16 protein-coding genes and 1 pseudogene are annotated in these 17,263 nt (G+C 69.3%); 2 read left to right on the top strand and 15 right to left on the bottom strand.

What is annotated here, in order from left to right:
• Positions 1-9: 9 nt before the first annotated feature.
• Positions 10-303 (bottom strand): annotated as a pseudogene (locus tag HW274_RS12900) (DUF6597 domain-containing transcriptional factor); the annotation flags it as partial.
• Between the two features lie 72 nt (positions 304-375).
• On the opposite strand from HW274_RS12900, the gene HW274_RS06250 reads away from it, so the two are divergent.
• Complete coding sequence (locus HW274_RS06250; protein ID WP_065362666.1) at positions 376-888, top strand: glyoxalase/bleomycin resistance/extradiol dioxygenase family protein; 513 nt, start codon at positions 376-378, stop codon at positions 886-888.
• Positions 889-901: 13 nt separating this feature from the next.
• Here the strand turns inward: HW274_RS06250 and der are convergent, their stop codons facing one another.
• The 14 genes from der to rapZ form a co-directional block, all read right to left on the bottom strand.
• A complete protein-coding gene (gene der, locus HW274_RS06245; RefSeq protein WP_075253920.1) occupies positions 902-3,061 on the bottom strand; it encodes a bifunctional cytidylate kinase/GTPase Der in 2,160 nt (719 codons plus the stop codon).
• A 129-nt stretch (positions 3,062-3,190) separates the two neighbouring features.
• On the bottom strand, positions 3,191-4,351 hold the full coding sequence (locus HW274_RS06240) for a prephenate dehydrogenase (protein ID WP_185989495.1): 1,161 nt from the start codon (positions 4,349-4,351) through the stop codon (positions 3,191-3,193).
• The gene (locus HW274_RS06235; RefSeq protein ID WP_185989494.1) at positions 4,348-5,322 is read right to left on the bottom strand and encodes a pseudouridine synthase; all 975 of its coding nucleotides are present in this window, start codon (positions 5,320-5,322) and stop codon (positions 4,348-4,350) included. The genes HW274_RS06240 and HW274_RS06235 overlap by 4 nt, the downstream gene beginning before the upstream one ends.
• Complete coding sequence (scpB, locus tag HW274_RS06230; protein WP_185989493.1) at positions 5,319-5,918, bottom strand: SMC-Scp complex subunit ScpB; 600 nt, start codon at positions 5,916-5,918, stop codon at positions 5,319-5,321. The genes HW274_RS06235 and scpB overlap by 4 nt, the downstream gene beginning before the upstream one ends.
• Positions 5,915-6,736, bottom strand: a complete 822-nt coding sequence (locus HW274_RS06225; RefSeq protein WP_185989492.1) for a ScpA family protein — start codon at positions 6,734-6,736, stop codon at positions 5,915-5,917. The genes scpB and HW274_RS06225 overlap by 4 nt, the downstream gene beginning before the upstream one ends.
• A complete protein-coding gene (locus HW274_RS06220; protein WP_009406376.1) occupies positions 6,726-7,598 on the bottom strand; it encodes a ParA family protein in 873 nt (290 codons plus the stop codon). Before HW274_RS06220 ends, HW274_RS06225 begins: the two co-directional genes overlap by 11 nt.
• 161 nt (positions 7,599-7,759) lie before the next feature.
• Positions 7,760-8,683 carry a site-specific tyrosine recombinase XerD gene (locus HW274_RS06215; RefSeq protein WP_075404475.1) on the bottom strand — a complete coding sequence of 308 codons (924 nt, stop codon included), beginning with the start codon at positions 8,681-8,683 and terminating at the stop codon, positions 7,760-7,762.
• Positions 8,684-8,774: 91 nt separating this feature from the next.
• Entirely contained in the window at positions 8,775-9,017 is a 243-nt protein-coding gene (gene secG, locus HW274_RS06210; RefSeq protein WP_009406441.1) for a preprotein translocase subunit SecG, read from the bottom strand.
• Between the two features lie 234 nt (positions 9,018-9,251).
• Positions 9,252-10,031, bottom strand: coding sequence for a triose-phosphate isomerase (tpiA, locus tag HW274_RS06205; protein ID WP_075253812.1), 780 nt, complete (start codon positions 10,029-10,031; stop codon positions 9,252-9,254).
• A gap of 15 nt (positions 10,032-10,046) precedes the next feature.
• Positions 10,047-11,240: a phosphoglycerate kinase gene (locus HW274_RS06200; protein WP_185989491.1), complete on the bottom strand. Its 1,194-nt coding sequence runs from the start codon at positions 11,238-11,240 to the stop codon at positions 10,047-10,049.
• A gap of 112 nt (positions 11,241-11,352) precedes the next feature.
• The gene (gene gap / locus HW274_RS06195) at positions 11,353-12,360 is read right to left on the bottom strand and encodes a type I glyceraldehyde-3-phosphate dehydrogenase (protein WP_004564944.1); all 1,008 of its coding nucleotides are present in this window, start codon (positions 12,358-12,360) and stop codon (positions 11,353-11,355) included.
• Between the two features lie 252 nt (positions 12,361-12,612).
• Positions 12,613-13,593, bottom strand: a complete 981-nt coding sequence (whiA, locus tag HW274_RS06190; RefSeq protein ID WP_004564945.1) for a DNA-binding protein WhiA — start codon at positions 13,591-13,593, stop codon at positions 12,613-12,615.
• 266 nt (positions 13,594-13,859) lie between these two features.
• A complete protein-coding gene (gene yvcK, locus HW274_RS06185; RefSeq protein ID WP_185989490.1) occupies positions 13,860-14,870 on the bottom strand; it encodes a uridine diphosphate-N-acetylglucosamine-binding protein YvcK in 1,011 nt (336 codons plus the stop codon).
• A gap of 3 nt (positions 14,871-14,873) precedes the next feature.
• Positions 14,874-15,848, bottom strand: coding sequence for an RNase adapter RapZ (rapZ, locus tag HW274_RS06180; RefSeq protein ID WP_185989489.1), 975 nt, complete (start codon positions 15,846-15,848; stop codon positions 14,874-14,876).
• Positions 15,849-15,968: 120 nt separating this feature from the next.
• Here rapZ and purT point away from each other — a divergent pair, with 120 nt between their 5' ends.
• A complete protein-coding gene (gene purT, locus HW274_RS06175) occupies positions 15,969-17,255 on the top strand; it encodes a formate-dependent phosphoribosylglycinamide formyltransferase (protein ID WP_075253809.1) in 1,287 nt (428 codons plus the stop codon).
• Positions 17,256-17,263: the final 8 nt, after the last annotated feature.

Below are 17,263 nucleotides of genomic sequence, written 5' to 3'. Positions count from 1 at the left end.
CAGCGCACCCGCTGCCGCAGGCCTGAGAAGGGCTCCGACGGCCCATCCTCGGCCTTCCAGCTCACGATAGGAGATGCTCGTCGTCGGGCCGTGCAGAGCCATGCCATCGGGCTCGACAACGAGGTTGCAGGCGGGGAACGGGAGCACCTCCTGGCGGTCCCGTTGTCCTGCGGGCAAGTCCCAGCGTGGGATCCAGATCCAGCGGACCCGATCGGCCAGTGCCTCGGGGACAGGCTGGCGGTGAAAGGTCGGAAGCCTGGAGGGATAGAGGATCCCCCGTCGATCAGCGGTCGTCTCGGGCACGGCTCCTCACCTTTCCGGAGCTGTCGCAGATCTTCAAGCGAAGGCACCTCCATCGTTCCTACAGTCGTTGGCATGAGTACACGCAACCTATCCGGGGCCACTGGTCACTACACGACTGATGGGACTCCGCACGGCTTCACCAGCATCACACCGTTTCTGGCGGTTGACGGCGCCGACCGAGCGCTCAGGTTCTACCGTGACGTCTTCGGTGCGCGCATCGTGGACAGTGTGGAGATCGAGGGTGCGGTCGTCCACGCAGAGCTCGACTTCGGTCACGGCAGGATCCAGATCGGTGAGCCCTCAGCCTTGTCCGGTCTGGTTGCGACTCCGTCGGATGAGCCGGTCTGCTACTCGATCCGCCTGTACTGCCCGGATGTCGACGCCGCCGTTGAGCGGGCTACTGCCGCCGGTGCGACCTTGCTGGAACCGCCCGACACCTTCGTGTCCGGGGACAGGTTCGCCTCCATCCGCGATCCCTTCGGCGTGCGGTGGTCGGTCATGACCCGGGTCGAGGACTTGTCCGAGGAGGAGAGTTCCGCACGTGTTGCCGCGTGGGCCAAGAAGCAGGCCGTTTCCGACAGCTGAGCCCTTCCGGGGCTCAGCGCCGCTGGCGCTTCTCGCGCACGCGCACCCCGATCTGGATGGGGGTGCCGGTGAAGCCGAACTCCTCACGCAGGCGCCGCTCGATGAAGCGCCGGTAGCCGGCGTCGAGGAAACCGGTGGTGAAGATGACGATCCGGGGCGGGGCCACCTGGACCTGGGTGGCGAAGAGGATGCGGGGCTGCTTGCCGCCTCGCACCGGGTGCGGGGTGGCGGACTGCAGCTGCCCCAGGAAGCCGTTGAGCCGGCCTGTGGGCACGCGCGTGGTCCAACCCTCCAGTGCGGCGTCGAGAGCGCGCACGAGCCGGTTGGTGTGCCAGCCGGTCCGGGCTGCCAGGTTGATGTGGGGGGCCCAGGAGACGTGGGCCAGGTCGTGCTCGACCTCCCACAGGAGCATCTTCTGGCGCTCCTCGTCCACCAGGTCCCACTTGTTGTTGACCAGGACCAGGGCTCGGCCGGCATCAACGGCCTGCTGGACCACGCGCACGTCCTGCTCACTGATCGGCTCGGAGGCGTCCAGCAGGACGACGGCGACCTCGGCCTTGTCGATGGCGCCCTGCGTGCGCAGCACCGCATAGTAGTCGGCGCCCCGTGACTGCTTGACGCGCCGGCGGATCCCAGCGGTGTCGACGAAGACCCACTGGCGCCCGTCGAGCTCGATGATCTCGTCGACCGGGTCGCGGGTGGTGCCCGCGGTCTCGTTGACGACGACGCGCTCCTGGCCCGCGATGGAGTTCAGCAGCGAGGACTTGCCGACGTTGGGCCGCCCCACGAGGGCGATGCGGTGCAGGTCCCCCTCCGGCGCTGCGGTGGCCACGGCGGAGACCTCCGGGAGGACCTCCATGACGGCGTCGAGGACCTCGCCGCTACCCCGGCCGTGCAGGGCCGAGACCGGGAAGGGCTCGCCCAGCCCCAGGTTCCACAGGGTGGCGGCGTCCCCCTCCTGGGCCGGGGAGTCGACCTTGTTGGCGGCCAGGACCACCGGCTTGCCGCTGCGGCGCAGCATCCGCACCACGCGGGCATCGGTCTCGGTGATACCGACCTGGGCATCGACGACCAGCAGGACGGCGTCGGCCATCTCGACGGCGATCTCGGCCTGGGTGGCCACGGCGGCGTCGAGGCCGGCCACGTCCACCTCCCAGCCGCCGGTGTCGACGATGGTGAAGCGGCGCCCGGCCCACTCCGCGGGGTAGGAGACCCGGTCGCGGGTGACACCGGGGGTGTCCTGAACGACGGCCTCGCGGCGGCCCAGGACCCGGTTGACCAGAGTCGACTTGCCCACGTTGGGCCGGCCGACGACGGCCAGGACCGGCAGCCCGGGCTCGACGCTGTCACCGGCGGGCAGGCTGCCGTCGGCCTCCAGGAGGGCGAGGTCCTCCTCATCGAGCTCGTAGTCGGCCAGGCCCGCGCGCATGGCCTGGGCCCGCAGGTCCTCCTCGGCGTCCCGCTGGGCGGCGGCGTCGGCGGCCTCCTCCACCAGGTCCAGGACCCGTTCAACGGACTGCTCCAGGGTCAGCTCCGAGGTGTCCACCAGGGTGACGCCCTCGGGCGCGGTGAGGAACTGGGAGACCGTGGCGTCGTCGCGGTCGCGGCGCACCACCTGGTCGCGCAGGGCGTCGGCGTCGACCTGCTTTCCGGCGGCTTCCAGGTCCCCGGCGCGACGGGCCAGGCGGGCCTCCTCCGAGGCGGTCACCAGCAGGCGGGCGTCGGCGTCGGGCGCGATGACGGTGGTGATGTCACGTCCCTCGGCCACGATGCCGGCGCCCTCGGAGAAGGACCCGGTGTGCCCGGTCGCCTCGAAACGGATGATCTCGCGCTGGCGGCGTGCCAGCTCGGCACGCACCTCGAGGTTGGTGGCGACCTTCGAGACGACAGTGGCGATGTGCGGGTCGCGGATCGCGGTCGATACGTCCGTGCCGTCCACGGTGAAGGTGGGGTGCTCGGGATCCAGCCCCATGTGCAGGGGCATCGCGGCGACGGCCTCGGCAACGGCAGCCCCATCGCCCAAGTCGATCCCCTCGTGCTCGCACCACCAGGCGGCGGCCCGGTACATGGCACCGGTGTCCAGGTAGGCCAGTCCCAGCTCGGCGGCCACGCGCCGCGAGACGGTGGACTTGCCCGATCCGCTTGGTCCGTCGATCGCAACGACGATTCCCATGGTGCCCTCCATCAGGGTCCGATTGATGGTCATGAACTGAGCCAAGCGTCCCACACTTCGGCGCGGTACTGCGGATCAGCCCCCATGAGTACTGACACAGGCGGGCCTGCGCGGCGCATTGAACCGGTTTCAGCCCGCGACGACGCGCCAGCCCTGGGCGTCCAGTGCCTCCTCCAGCCGTAGGGCGGCCGCCGGAAGGACGGAGATGAGGGCGATGCCGGCGCTCTGCCCGGCCGAGTGCTCCAAGGAGAAGTCCTCGATGTTGACGCCGGCGGCGCCGATGTCGGAGAAGAGCCTGCCCAGCTCACCGGCGGCGTCGGGTACCAGGACCTGGACCTCGGTGTAGCGGCGCGGCGCGCCACCGTGCTTGCCGGGGATGCGTGCCCGACCGAGGTTTCCCCGAGTCATGACGTCGGTGACCGCGCCGACGGCCCCGGGAGCAACCACACGTGCCGCTCCAGGAGCCATGTACTCCGGACTGTCCGGATCGCAGACTGCCGCCTCGATCCCCGTCACCAGTGCAGCCAGGTCATCACTGATCCGGCGCAGCAGGTCGACCACGGGCCCGGCATTGCCCACGATGATGGCCGACCACAGCCTGGGGTCCGAGGCCGCGATCCGGGTGACGTCACGAAGCCCCTGCCCTGACAGGGCCAGGGCCCCCTCCCCCAGCTCCTCCAGCCGAGCGGCCACGAGTGAGGCGACGAGCTGGGGCACGTGGGAGACGGCGGCGACGGCGGCGTCGTGCTCCGCCGCCCCCATGCGCACCGGGGTGGCGCCCACATCGACCGCCAGGTTCCTGATGACCAGCTCCGCCTGCGGATCGGAGTCCTGGCCGACAACCACCCAGGGGCGGCCGGCGAAGAGGTCGCAGTCCGCGGCGCCGGCGCCGGAGCGCTCCCGGCCGGCCATCGGGTGGGAGCCGACGTACCTGCGCGCCTGCGCTCCCGCCCGGGACCGGACCTCGGTGACGACCCGTTCCTTGACGGAGGCCACGTCAGTGACGACGGCACTGGGGTGGGCGTTCAGCTGCTCGACGACGACGTCGGCGGTCACGTCGGGGGGCGTGGCCACGACGACGACCTGCGGCTCGGGGCTGTCCTCGCCGTGAAGCGCTCCCGCACCCATGTCCCGGGCCAGGGCCAGGGAGGTCGGCGAGGTGTCGGAGAGCAGGACCTCGACACCCGCCGTCCGCAGCGCCAGGGCGAGTGAGGTTCCCAGCAGCCCTGTACCGACGATGAGCACCGGGCCGCGCGTGGACACTGATGCCCGCGGCTCGGGGGCGCTCACAGCCCGACCTCCTGCTGCAGCGCGGCGATCTCCTCGCCACTGAGGGGACGGGTCTGGCCGGGACGCAGGTTGCCCAGCCGCAGTGGTCCGAGCCGGGTGCGCGCCAGGCGCGTCACAGGGTGGCCGACGGCGTCCAGCATGCGTCGCACGATGCGGTTCTTGCCGGAGTGGAGGGTGATCTCGACGATGGAGCCGCGCGGCCCGGAGTCCTTGACGGTCACCCGGTCCGCCTTGGCCTCACCGTCCTCCAGCTCGATGCCGCGCCGCAGCTTGCGCGGGACCCAGGGCTCAACCTGTCCCTCAACGATGGCGACATAGGTCTTCGCGATCTCGTAGCTGGGGTGCATGAGCCGGTGGGAGAGCTCGCCGTCGTTGGAAAGCAGGAGCAGCCCCTCAGTCTCGGTGTCGAGGCGGCCGACGTGCACCAGGCGCAGCGAGTCGGGCAGCTCGGGGTGCTCGGCCAGGTAGTCGCGTCCGTACTGGGCAACGGTCGGGCGGCCCTCGGGGTCCTCCATGGTGGTGACGACTCCGGCCGGCTTGTGGAGCATGAGGGTGATGAGCTCGGGGTTGGTGAGGATTCGGCTGCCGTCAACGCGGATCTCCTGGGTCAGCGGGTCCACCCTCACGCCTGCCTCGGTGACGGTGATGCCGTCGACGCTGACGCGGCCGTCGGCGATGAGCTGCTCGCAGGCGCGGCGCGAGGCGACCCCTGCGTGGGCCAGCACCTTCTGCAGACGCTGTCCGGAAGCGACGTGCGGGTCGTCCTGGCCGCCCTTGGTGGCACGCTCACGCATCTGAAGCAGACGGGCCTCCTCGTCCTCGTCGATGGCCTCGGCGTCGAAAGCGGCGAGGTCGCCGGCGTCGGCCTGCTCGTCGAGCTCTTCGAGGTCGTCCTCGTCGTAGAACTCCTGGGCCCCGAAATCGCTGTGGGGCACAGAGTTGGTTCGGGTGTGGCGGTTCCTCGGGGTCATGGGGTCCTCCTACCGGCCATCTCATCGGCCTGTTCGACGATCTCCCCCAGCGCCTCGACGCGGGGGAGGTAGGGAGCCAGGGGTGGCAGCTCGTCCAGGGAGTCGATTCCCAGGTACTCCAGGAAGTCTCCCGTGGTCCGGTACAGAATCGCACCGGAGGTCTCGGCACCGGCCTCCTCGATGAGGCCGCGGGCGTGCAGGGTGCGCATGACGCCGTCGACATTGACCCCGCGGATCTGCGCGACGCGCCCTCGGGTGACCGGCTGCCGGTAGGCGACGACGGCCAGGGTCTCCAGCGCGGCCTGACTCAGGCGCGCGGTGGCGCCGCCAATGATGAACTGCTCGACGAGGTCGGCATGCTCGGGCACGGAGGCGAAGCGCCACCCGCCTGCTGCCCGTCGCAGGAGGAATCCGTGAGCACGGCTGCCGGGCGCCTCTCCACGGTACTCGGCTGCCAGACTCTCGAGCAGCTCCTCGCAGATGCTGTCCTCGATGCCGAGGGCCTCGGCGATCGCAGAGGTGGTTACCGGCTCGTCGGCGACGATGAGGATGGCTTCAGCGGCATTGCGCAGCTGAGGCCCGGCGGCTTCGCTCATGCGAATTCCTCCTCGAGCTCAGTGAGGTTCTCAGAGGTCATCATGCCGGTCAGGTCGTCCTGACCGCCGCACCAGGTCACGGTGATCTCGCCCATGGCCTCCGTCTGGTCCAGCTCGGCACTGCCCTGCCGGTGGAGGATGAGCAGCGCCAGGAAGCGGGCCACCACGACGGCAGTGCGCTCGGCGTCCTCAATGATCTGGGCGAAGGTCAGGGGTCCGTGACTGCGCAGCCTGCTGGCGATGAGGCTCAGCTGCTGACCGACCGGTACCCGCTCGTGCAGGTGGACGGTCTGGACGCCTGGATCCGTGGGCCGGGTGAAAGCTCCCACCGCCAGCCGCGTCAGCTCCTCGGGGGTGATGGTAGCCACGAGCTTGGGCAGCAGTGCCGCCAGATGCGGTTCCAGGGCGACGATGCGGGGGTAGCTGCGTGCGGAGGTCTCCGCCCGGTAGCGGAAGGCCGCTGCGACCTCCTTGAAGGCCCGGTACTGCAGGAGCCGGGCGAAGAGCAGGTCACGGGCCTCGAGCAACTCGAGGTCGGGCTCCTCCTCGTTCTCGTCATGGGGCAGAAGGCGGTGCGCCTTGAGCGCCAGGAGGGTGGAGGCCACGACGATGAACTCCGATGCGCGCCCCAGGTCCCAGTCCGAGCGCATGTGGGCGATGAAGTCGTCGGTCACCTCGGCCAGCGCCAGCTCGGTGACGTCGAGCCGCTTGCGGGCGATGAGACTCAGTAGCAGGTCGAAGGGGCCTTCGAACTGGGGCAGCGTGACGCTGAATCCGGGCAGCCGGGGCGGCCCCTGCTCCTCCGACTCAGGCGACATCGCCGCGGGCGATGACCTCGCGGGCCAGCCGGCGGTAGGCGTCCGCACCGGGATGGGAGGGCGCGTAGCTGGTGATCGGCTCGTTGGCCACGGAGGCGTCCGGGAACTTGATCGTGCGCCGGATGCGCGTGTCGAAGAGCTGCTCGCCGAAGGCCTGCTCCAGGCGCTCAAGCACCTCCCGGGAGTGCAGGGTGCGGGAGTCCACCATGGTGGCCAGGATGCCGTCGATCTCCAGGGTGGCGTTGAGGCGGTCCTTGACCCGCTCGACGGTCTCAACCAGGAGCGCCACCCCGCGCAGGGCGAAGAACTCGGTCTCCAGCGGGATGATGACGCCGTGGGAGGCGGTCAGGGCGTTGATGGTCAGCAGTCCGAGCGAGGGCTGGCAGTCCACGAGGATCACGTCGTACTCGTCGAGCACCGGACGCAGCACCCGCTTGAGGGCCTGCTCGCGGGCGACCTCGTTGACGAGCTGGACCTCGGCGGCGGACAGGTCGATGTTGGCCGGGACGATGTCCAGCCCCTCCACCGTGGTCTCGTGGATGACCGTGCGGATGTCCGGACGGCTGGCGACGAGCAGGTCGTAGATGGTGGAGTCGAGCTCGTGAGCGTTGATGCCCAGGCCGGCCGAGGCCGCTCCCTGGGGATCGAAGTCGACGATGAGGACCTTGCGCCCCAGCTCGGCCAGGGCCGCACCGAGGTTGATCGTCGTCGTGGTCTTGCCGACGCCGCCCTTCTGGTTGCACATGGAGATGACCCGAGCGGGTCCGTGCGACTCCAGCGGCGCGGGAACGGGGAAGTCCTTCTCCTCGCTCTCGTCGGTGCCGGGGTTGTCGATCAGGCCTGGCTGGATGGAGTCATTCACGTTATCCAGCCTAGTCGAAAGCCGACCGACATCGCCCAGTTCAGACGGGACACGCCAGAGATCAAAGCCGACAGAACCCCGCTTTCAGCCGCGGCCCGGTGTGCACTCAGGCTTCCTCCACCAAGGCCTGGGGGAACGGCCCTCGCCTGCGGGTTCATCGATCAGGCCAGAGCCCGCGGGTGGCTGGTGGCGTAGACCTCCCGCAGGTGGTCGACGGTGACCTTTGTGTAGATCTGGGTGGTGGTGACCGAGGCGTGTCCGAGCATCTCCTGGACGACACGCACGTCCGCCCCTCCCGCCAGCAGATGCGTGGCGAAGGAGTGGCGCAAGGTGTGGGGGGAGATGCGCCGCTCATCAGCGCAGTCCGTCCCGATGAGCCCGGCCCGTTCGGCGGCCTGCTGGAGGACCGCCCAGGCGCTCTGCCGGCTCAGGGGCCTGCCCAAGGTGTTGAGGAAGACCTGCGGCACTCCCCTGCCCTTCTCGGCCAGGACCGGTCGGCCCTGCACCAGGTAGGCATCCAGCGCCTCCCAGGCGTAGGCCCCCATGGGGACCACGCGCTCCTTGCGTCCCTTGCCGAACAGCCTCAGCAGCCGGGAGTCGGTGTCGAGGTCGTCGACGACGAGCCCCACCGCCTCGGAGATGCGGGCGCCGGTGGCGTAGAGAACCTCCAGCAGCGCTCGGTCGCGCAGGCTCACCGGGGAGTCGTCGACGCCGGCGGCCTCCAGGAGGACGCGGACCTCATCGATCCCTAAGGCCTTGGGCAGGCGCCTTCCGGGCTGGGGCGGGCGCACGGTGGCCGAGGGATCCTCAGAGGTGGTGCCCTCGGCCAGAAGGAACTTGTGCCAGCCGCGCACGGCCGTGACGGTTCTGGATGCCGAGGACGACGCCAGCGGGCGGGCGCCGTCGGAGCCGGTGCGCAGGACCTCGAGGAAGCCGGCCACGTCGTTGCGGCTGACCTCCTGCGGTGCTGAGATGCCCGCGCTCCTCAGATAGCGCAGGTAACGGCCGAGGTCACGCTCATAGGCGCTCAGGGTATGAGGGCTCAGCCCACGCTCGACACGTAGGTGGGCGAGGTAGCCGCGCAGCCCCCGGTCCAGGACGTCTTCACGCGGATCAGGGGTGGTATCGACGGTCGAATCCGTCGTGTGCGCTGTGCTCGTCGGAGTCCGCCGAGGCTCAGCCGAGCTTGGCGACCAGGCCGAGCCCGACGATCGTGATCGTCCAGATGATGGCCACCGCCACCGTGATGCGGTCGAGGTTGCGCTCGGCCACGCCGGAGGAGCCGGCCGAGGAGGAGATACCGCCGCCGAACATGTCCGACAGACCGCCGCCCTTGCCCTTGTGCAGGAGGATCGACATGATGAGGAAGAAGCTCGAGAGGACGAGCAGCACCTGAAGGACGATACGCACTACGTTCACGTCACGTTCCCTTCGTTGTTGGTTCCGTCTTGCTGCGGGGGCATCACGCTCCGGCATGGGTCCGGCGCGACTCTCAACAGGGTCCGCGCCCCCACCTGTCCGCGTGGCAGTCTACCTGTAACGCACGGAGTCCCGGACACCTCGCGGTGTGAGGTGTCCGGGACCCCGCAGGTGAGCAGTGAGACGCGGCGGAGAAGTGATCGCTCAGCTCCTCCGCTGCGGGGCTCGGGCTGCTCAGGCGTAGAAGCCCGCCATGGCGGCGAAGGAGTCCGCCTTGAGGGAGGCTCCGCCGACGAGTGCGCCGTCGACGTCGGGCTGGGCCATGAGCTCCTTGATGTTGCCGGGCTTGGCGGAACCGCCGTAGAGGATGCGGGTGGCGTCGGCGGTGGCGTCGCCGTAGTCGGCGCGCAGGGCCTCGCGGATCGCTCCACACACCTCCTGTGCGTCCTCGGCGGTGGCGGTCTCACCGGTACCGATGGCCCAGATGGGCTCGTAAGCAATGACGATCTTGGCCACGTCCTCGCCGCTCCATCCCTCCAGGGCGGCGCGGATCTGCCCCAGGACGAAGTCGACGTGGGTGCCGGCCTTGCGGATCTCCAGGGCCTCACCGCAGCACAGGATGGGGGTCATGCCAGCGTCGAGCACCTTGCGGGCCTTGGCGCCCACGAGGGCGTCGGACTCGTTGTGGTACTCGCGGCGCTCGGAGTGGCCCATGACGACGTAGCTGACGCCGAGCTTGGCGAGCATCTCGGTGGAGATCTCACCGGTGTAGGCGCCGTTGTCGTGGATGGAGACGTCCTGGGCGCCGTACTTGATGTTCAGTGAGTCGGCCTCGACGATGGTCTGCACGGTACGGATGTCCGTGAAGGGCGGGATCACGAGGACCTCGCACTTGGTGTAGTCGTGGTCGCGGTCCTTGAGCTCCATGGCCAGGCCCTGGACGAGGTGGTTGGCCTCGAGGTGGTCGAGGTTCATCTTCCAGTTGCCCGCCATGAGCGGGGTGCGGTTACTCATCTGGGTTGCCTTCCTTCAGTCGTTGAGCACGGCGATACCGGGCAGTGTCTTGCCCTCAAGGAGCTCGAGGGAGGCGCCGCCGCCGGTGGAGATGTGGGAGAACGTGGCCTCGTCGAAGCCGAGCGTGCGCACGGCCGCGGCGGAGTCGCCACCGCCGATGACGGAGAAGGCGTCGGACTCGGAGATCGCCTTGGCCACGGCCTTGGTGCCCTCGGCGAAGGCCGGGAACTCGAAAACGCCCATAGGGCCGTTCCACACCACGGTCTTGGAGGTGGCGATGGCGTCGGCGAAGAGCTTTCGCGTCTTGGGGCCGATGTCCAGGCCCATCTGGTCGGCGGGCAGTGCGTCAGCGGGCACCACGGTGGCGGGGGCGTCCGCGGCGAAGGTCGGGGCAACGACGGTGTCGACGGGCAGCAGCAGCTCGACGCCGTTGGCCTTGGCGGTCTCCAGGTAGCCCTTGACGGTGTCGATCTGGTCCTTCTCCAGCAGGGAGGTACCCACCTCGTAGCCCTGGGCGGCCAGGAAGGTGTAGGCCATGCCACCACCAATGAGGAGACGGTCGGCCTTGCCCAACAGGTTGGAGATGACGCCGAGCTTGTCGGAGACCTTGGAGCCGCCGAGCACGACGGTGTAGGGGCGCTCGGGGTCATTGACGGCGCGCCCCAGGGACTCGATCTCCTTGACGACGAGCAGGCCGGCGGCGGAGGGCAGCAGCTTGGCGACGTCGTAGACGGAGGCCTGCTTGCGGTGCACAACGCCGAAGCCGTCGGAGACGAAGACGTCGGCCAGGGCGGCGAGCTCAGCGGCGAAGGCCTCGCGCTCGGCATCGTCCTTGGAGGTCTCGGCGGCGTTGAAGCGCACGTTCTCGAGCAGGACGATCTCACCGTCGCCTGCTGCGGCGACGGCTGCCTTGGCGGACTCGCCCACAGTGTCCTCGGCGAGGGTCACCTTGACTCCGGTGACCTCGGCGAGGCGCTTGGCCACAGGGGCCAGGGAGTAGTCGGGGTTGACCTGCCCCTTGGGGCGCCCCAGGTGCGCGGTGATGATTACCTTGGCGCCGGCGTCGAGCAGGGTGCGCAGGGTGGGCAGAGCGGCCTGGATGCGGCCGTCGTCGGTGATGTTCTTGTCGGCGTCCAGCGGCACGTTGAAGTCGGAGCGGACCAGGACTCGCTTGCCCTTGAGGTCGCCCAGGGACTCGATGGTCTTCATGAAGCCTCTCATCGGTTGTGGGTGAAGGTGTGGGTGTGGGACGGACGGCGCCCGCGCACGCATAGCGTGGCGCGGGCGCCGTCTTCTAGAGAGTCATGCTCTCGGTCTGGTCTCAGGCGAGCTTGGAGCCGACCAGGGAGGTCAGGCGGACCAGGGCGTTGGAGTAGCCCCACTCGTTGTCGTACCAGGAGAGGACCTTGACGAGGTTGCCGATGACCTTGGTCTCGGTGGCGTCGAAGATCGAGGTGTGCGGGTTGCCCACGATGTCGGTGGAGACGATCGGGTCCTCGGTGTACTCGAGAACGCCCTTGAGCTCACCCTCGGCGGCGGCCTTGACGGCGGCCTTGACGGCCTCGACGGAGACCTCCTTCTCGGCGATGAAGGTCAGGTCGGTCAGCGAGCCGGTCGGGGTGGGGACACGCACGGCCAGACCGTCGAACTTGCCCTTGAGGGCGGGCAGAACGAGAGCCACGGCCTGGGCGGCACCGGTCTTGGTGGGGATCATGTTCAGCGCGGCGGCGCGAGCACGGCGCAGGTCGCTGTGCGGGGCGTCGAGGACGCGCTGGTCACCCGTGTAGGAGTGGATGGTGGTCATGATGCCGCGCTCGATGCCGAAGTTCTCGTGGAGAACCTTGGCCAGGGGGGCGAGGCAGTTGGTGGTGCACGAGGCGTTGGACACGATGTTCATCGTGGCGTTGTCGTAGTCGCCCTCGTTGACACCCATGACGAAGGTGCCGTCGACGTTCTTGGCGGGAGCGGAGATGACGACCTTCTTGGCGCCACCGTCGAGGTGGGCCTTGGCCTTCTCGCCGTCGGTGAAGAAGCCGGTGGACTCCACGACGACCTCGACGCCCAGGTCGCCCCAGGGCAGGTCGGCGGGGTTGCGCTGAGCGAGCACCTTGATGTGCTTGCCGTTGACGGTGATGCCATCCTCGTCGTAGGAGACCTCGCCGTCGAAACGACCGAGGATCGAGTCGTACTTGAGCAGGTGGGCCAGGGTCTTGTTGTCCGTCAGGTCGTTGACGGCGACAACCTCGATGTCGGCGCCCTGCTCGAGGGCGGCACGGAAGAAGTTGCGGCCGATCCGGCCGAAGCCGTTAATACCAACGCGGGTGGTCACTTTGTGTCCTCCTAGTGCGCCGGTTGGCGGCGCACGGTTGCTGGGGCTCTTTTCACACATGGCGTGTGCTCCAGAACTTCCTCTTCAGCTCTCATCCGATTCAGCTCCGGTACGGCCGAGTCTAGTCACACTGGGCAGGCGCTGGGAGTCGCCGACCACGCCACGGGCGAACACTGTGATGCACAAGCCAAACCGAGGGGGACCAAAGACCATCAGGCACCCCAAAGGCAAGGACCGAGGTCCCATCTCACCTCAGGGCTCGAGCATCTCCTGGGTGAGAACCGACTCTGTGTCAGGGATGCCCAGCTCGTGGGCCTGCTTGTCCGCCATGGCCAGGAGCCGACGGATACGCCCGGCCACGGCGTCCTTGGTCAGCTGCGGGTCGGAGAGCTGCCCGAGCTCCTCCAGGGATGCCTGCTTGTGCGCGATGCGCAGGCGACCGGCCTGCAGCAGGTGGGCGGGGACATCGTCCCCCAGGATCTCGAAGGCGCGCTCGACGCGGGCGCCCGAGGCGACGGCGGCGCGGGCAGAACGGCGCAGGTTGGCGTCATCGAAGTTGGCCAGGCGGTTGGCAGTGCCCCGCGACTCGCGCCGGGATCGGCGCTCGGCCCACACCTTGAAGGCCTCCGGCGCCCCCATCCGCTCCAGGAGAACACCGATGGCCTCGCCGTCGCGAACGACGACGCGGTCGGCCCCACGCACCTCTCGGGCCTTGGCGGAGATGTCGAAGCGCCGCGCGGCCCCGACCAGCGCCAGTGCTGCCTCGGAGCCGGGACAGGTGACCTCCAAGGAGGAGGACCGGCCGGGCTCGGTCAGGGATCCGCGGGCCAGGAAGGCCCCTCGCCAGGCGGCAGCGGCGGCGTTGCGCCCTCCTTGAATGACGGACACCGGCATGCCCCGCACCGGCCGGCCCCGGTCGTCGACCAGCCCGGACAGCCGGGCGAGGTCCTTGCCGCGCTTGGTCACTCGCAGCACGTAGCGGGATCCTCGGTGCAGGGATCCGCCCTGAACCACCATGACCTCGGGCTCCATCCCGTAGAGCTCCTTGAGGTGCTGATGCAGCCGCCGCACGGCTCCCCCGTGATCGAGCTCGGCCTCGACGACGATGCGCCCGGAGACGATATGGAGCCCTCCGGCGAAGCGCAGCATCGCGGAGACCTCCGCCCGTCGTTGGGCGGCGTTCTCGGTGGCGACGAGCGCGAGCTCATCCTTGACGGTGACCGTCAGCGACATGGGCGGGCTCCTCGTGGTCGGGGTTCGTGATTCGGGACTGGCCAACATGGTTGACGCTGCGGCCGTTACCAGGGCGTCCCGGGTGCTGGCGAGGCGCAGCTCGAACAGGCGCGGGCGAAGCGGCTCAAGACGTCAGGGCGATGTCATACGGCGCCCGAGGCGTATCAATGGAGAATTTTTAGCCGCGGCACCCGGCAGCCGGCTGGAAGCGGCCGCCGAGAATTATGAACGATCATGCGCAGTGGGACTCTTCAATGAGTCCAGCATCACATGTCATCGCGTCCACTGAGATCGGTGACGTCCCCCAGGGCCCCCTCGAAGGCGTCCCGGAAGGCGGCTGCCAGGCGCAGCGGATCGTGGTGGCACAGGGCCTCGCCGGTACGCACCTGGCGCAGGACGACGGTGGCCCCCATGTCGGCGGCCACCGCTGCAAGATCCTCGACGTCCTCAACGGTGGAGGGGTCGGCCAGCACCACGTCCAGGCGCAGGTCGGGCGCGTACTGGCTCAGGACCCGAAGATGATCGGCACTGGTCATCCCGTCGGTCTCGCCCTGCTGAGCGGAGAGGTTGAGGACCACGACCTTGCGGGCCGAGGTGTTCACCAGCGCACGGCGCATGGACGGCAGGATGAGGTGCGGGAGTACCGAGGTGTACCAGGAGCCGGGCCCCAGGACCACCCATTCGGCCTCATCGATGGCGCGCAGCGCCTCGGGGTGGGCCTCGGCGTCCTGGGGAACCATTCCCACGTTCTCCAGACGTCCGCGGGCCGAGGCCACTGCCACCTGACCACTGACCCGGCGTCGGCTCCCCCCGGAGACGATGTCGGCCTCAATGACCAGGGGCGAGGAGGACATGGGCACGACACGGCCGTGGATCGTCAGCAGGCGCCCCACCCAGTCGAGCCCGGAGACATCGTCCCCCAGCAGCTGCCACAGGGCCAGGATGAGCAGGTTCCCCAGGGCGTGGTTGTCGAGCTCGCCCTGCCCCTCGAAGCGGTGCTGGAGCACGTCCCGCCAGGTCAGGCCCCACTCGGAGTCCTCACAGAGCGACGCAAGAGCCATTCTCAGGTCTCCTGGCGGCAGACAGTCGAACTCCCGGCGCAGGCGTCCCGAGGAGCCGCCGTCGTCGGCGACGGTGACGACGGCGGTGAGCCGGTGGGTGACGTGGCGCAGCGCCCGCAGCGTGGCGGACAGTCCGTGCCCGCCTCCCAGGGCGACGACGGCGGGTCCCTCCTCACCGCGGCGGGGCCAGCCCGCCGCATCGATCGTGGTTCCCACCGCCTACTCCCGTCCCAGATCGCGATGCTGGACAACGACCTCGAAGCCCCCGCGCCTCAGCCTGGCCCCGAGCCGCTCCGCCGAGGCCACGGAGCGGTGCTTGCCGCCGGTGCAGCCCACAGCCAGCGTGACGTGGGGCTTGAGCTCATCGACGTACTGCGGGAGCGCGGGGATGAGCAGGTCGGCGTACCCGTCGACGAAGGCCGCCGCCCCCTTCTGGGCGAAGACGTAGTCGGCCACCGGTACGTCACGTCCGGTGAGGTGGCGCAGCTCGGAGACCCAGTAGGGGTTGGGGATGAAGCGCACGTCCAGGACGTGGTCGGCGTCCAGGGGAATGCCGTACTTGAACCCGAAGGACATGACGTTGATACGCAGGGCCAGGTCGGACTCGTGCGCCACGAGCTCGCGCACCCGCCGGGCGAGGTCGTGGACGGAGTAGTTGGAGGTGTCGATGACGCTGTCTGCCACGCCCCGCAAGCCCCCCAGGAGGGTGCGCTCGTGCTCGATCCCGTCCAGAACGGAGCCGCTGCCCTGCAACGGGTGGGGGCGGCGAGAGGACTCGAAGCGTCTGACCAGCACGGCGTCAGAGGCATCCAGGAAGATGAGCCTCACGTCGGTGCCGTTGTTGCGGACCTTGCGCAGATAGTCCATGAAGTGGGAGAAGAACTCGCGGCTGCGCACATCGACCACCGCGGCCAGCCGGTGCACCCCGGCGCCGACCGTTGTCATCATTCCCGACAGGGCCGGCAGCAGTTGGGGCGGCAGGTTGTCCACGACGTACCAGTCGAGATCCTCCAGCGCGTTGGCCGCGCGTGAGCGCCCCGCCCCGGACATACCCGTGACAATAATCATCTCGGGGCGTTCCGCCGGGGGAACCGGAGGGGTCGCCTCATCGAGGGCGGGGATCTCAATGGGAACCGTGTCCTGAAGCCGCTGGCGCTTGCCGGAGGAGGACTGAGGGCGGCGCTCGTCATGCATGCTCCAAGCATCGCATGTCCAGCTCGCTCCGCCCGTCGCCGACGCCGGTTTGCCGGTAGCGTTTCACCGTTGCCAGTACTCACTGCCGCCGGTTCCCGGCGCCAGACGTCAGGAGGCCACATGAGCTCCTCCCCCATGTCCGACCAGGTGCTCCCGCACCAGAGCGCGTCCCAGGAGACTGCGATACGGCGCCCAGAGGCGCCGGTGCTGGGTACGCCCTGGACCAGCAGCGCGACGAAGGTGGCGCTGCTGGGCGCCGGTGAGATCGGCAAGGAGGTGGCGATCGCTCTGACCCGGCTGGGGGTGGAGGTCACGGCAATCGACCGCTATGAGGGGGCTCCAGCCCAACAGGTGGCGCACAACGCCGTGACGGTGGACATGAGCGACTCCGAGGCGCTGACGGCCGCCATCCGCGCCAGCGGTGCCGCCGTCGTGATCCCGGAGATCGAGGCGCTGGCCACCGACGCCCTGGCGGCCCTGGAGGAGGCAGGCGAGGTACGGGTGGTACCGACCGCTCGCGCGGTGCAGCTGACGATGAATCGTGAGGGCATTCGCCGCCTGGCAGCTGAGGAGCTGGGGCTGGCGACCAGTCCCTACGCCTTCGCCTCGTCCTTGGATGAGCTGCGGGCGGGTGCTCAGCAGGTGGGCTTTCCGTGCGTGGTCAAACCGGTCATGTCCTCATCGGGGCACGGCCAGTCCGTGGTGCACGGGCCGCAGGACCTGGAGGCGGCCTGGCGCTACGCGGCGGCCGACGGCCGGGTGGACCGGGGCCGGGTCATCGTGGAGGGATTCGTGCGTTTCGACACCGAGATCACGCTGCTCACGGTGCGCTGGCGTCATCCGGGCACTGGGGAGACGGTGACGAGCTTCTGCGAGCCGATCGGGCATCGGCAGGTTGATGGGGACTATGTGGAGTCCTGGCAGCCGCAGCAACTGTCCCCGGTGGCCCTGGAACGGGCCCAGCAGGTGGCTGAGCGCGTGACCGCGGCGCTGGGCGGCTGGGGCCTGTTCGGAGTGGAGCTGTTCATCTGCGGGGAGGAGGTTCTCTTCTCCGAGGTCTCGCCGCGTCCGCATGACACCGGCCTGGTGACGCTGGCGAGTCAGCGCCTGAGCGAGTTCGAGCTGCACGCCCGCGCCCTGTTGGGCCTGCCCGTGGATACCTCTCTGCGCTCCCCCGGCGCCTCGGTGACCGTCAAGGCGACGGGAGAGTCCGCGCCGGGCGAGGGCGTGCGCTTCGCGGGTCTTGATGAGGCGCTCGCTCAGGAGGGCGTGGATCTGCGGCTCTTCGGTAAGCCTGAGGCCCACCCGGGGCGGCGCCTGGGCGTTGTCGTGGCCTATGCCGACGACGCCTCCACCGCCACGGACCGGGCCCGGGCCGCCGCTCAGGCGATCCGTCTCAGCGTCTGAGTCAAATC

The organism is Actinomyces sp. oral taxon 169 (assembly GCF_013394715.1).
Taxonomy (GTDB): domain Bacteria; phylum Actinomycetota; class Actinomycetes; order Actinomycetales; family Actinomycetaceae; genus Actinomyces.
This window is presented reverse-complemented; position numbering and strand designations above follow the sequence as displayed.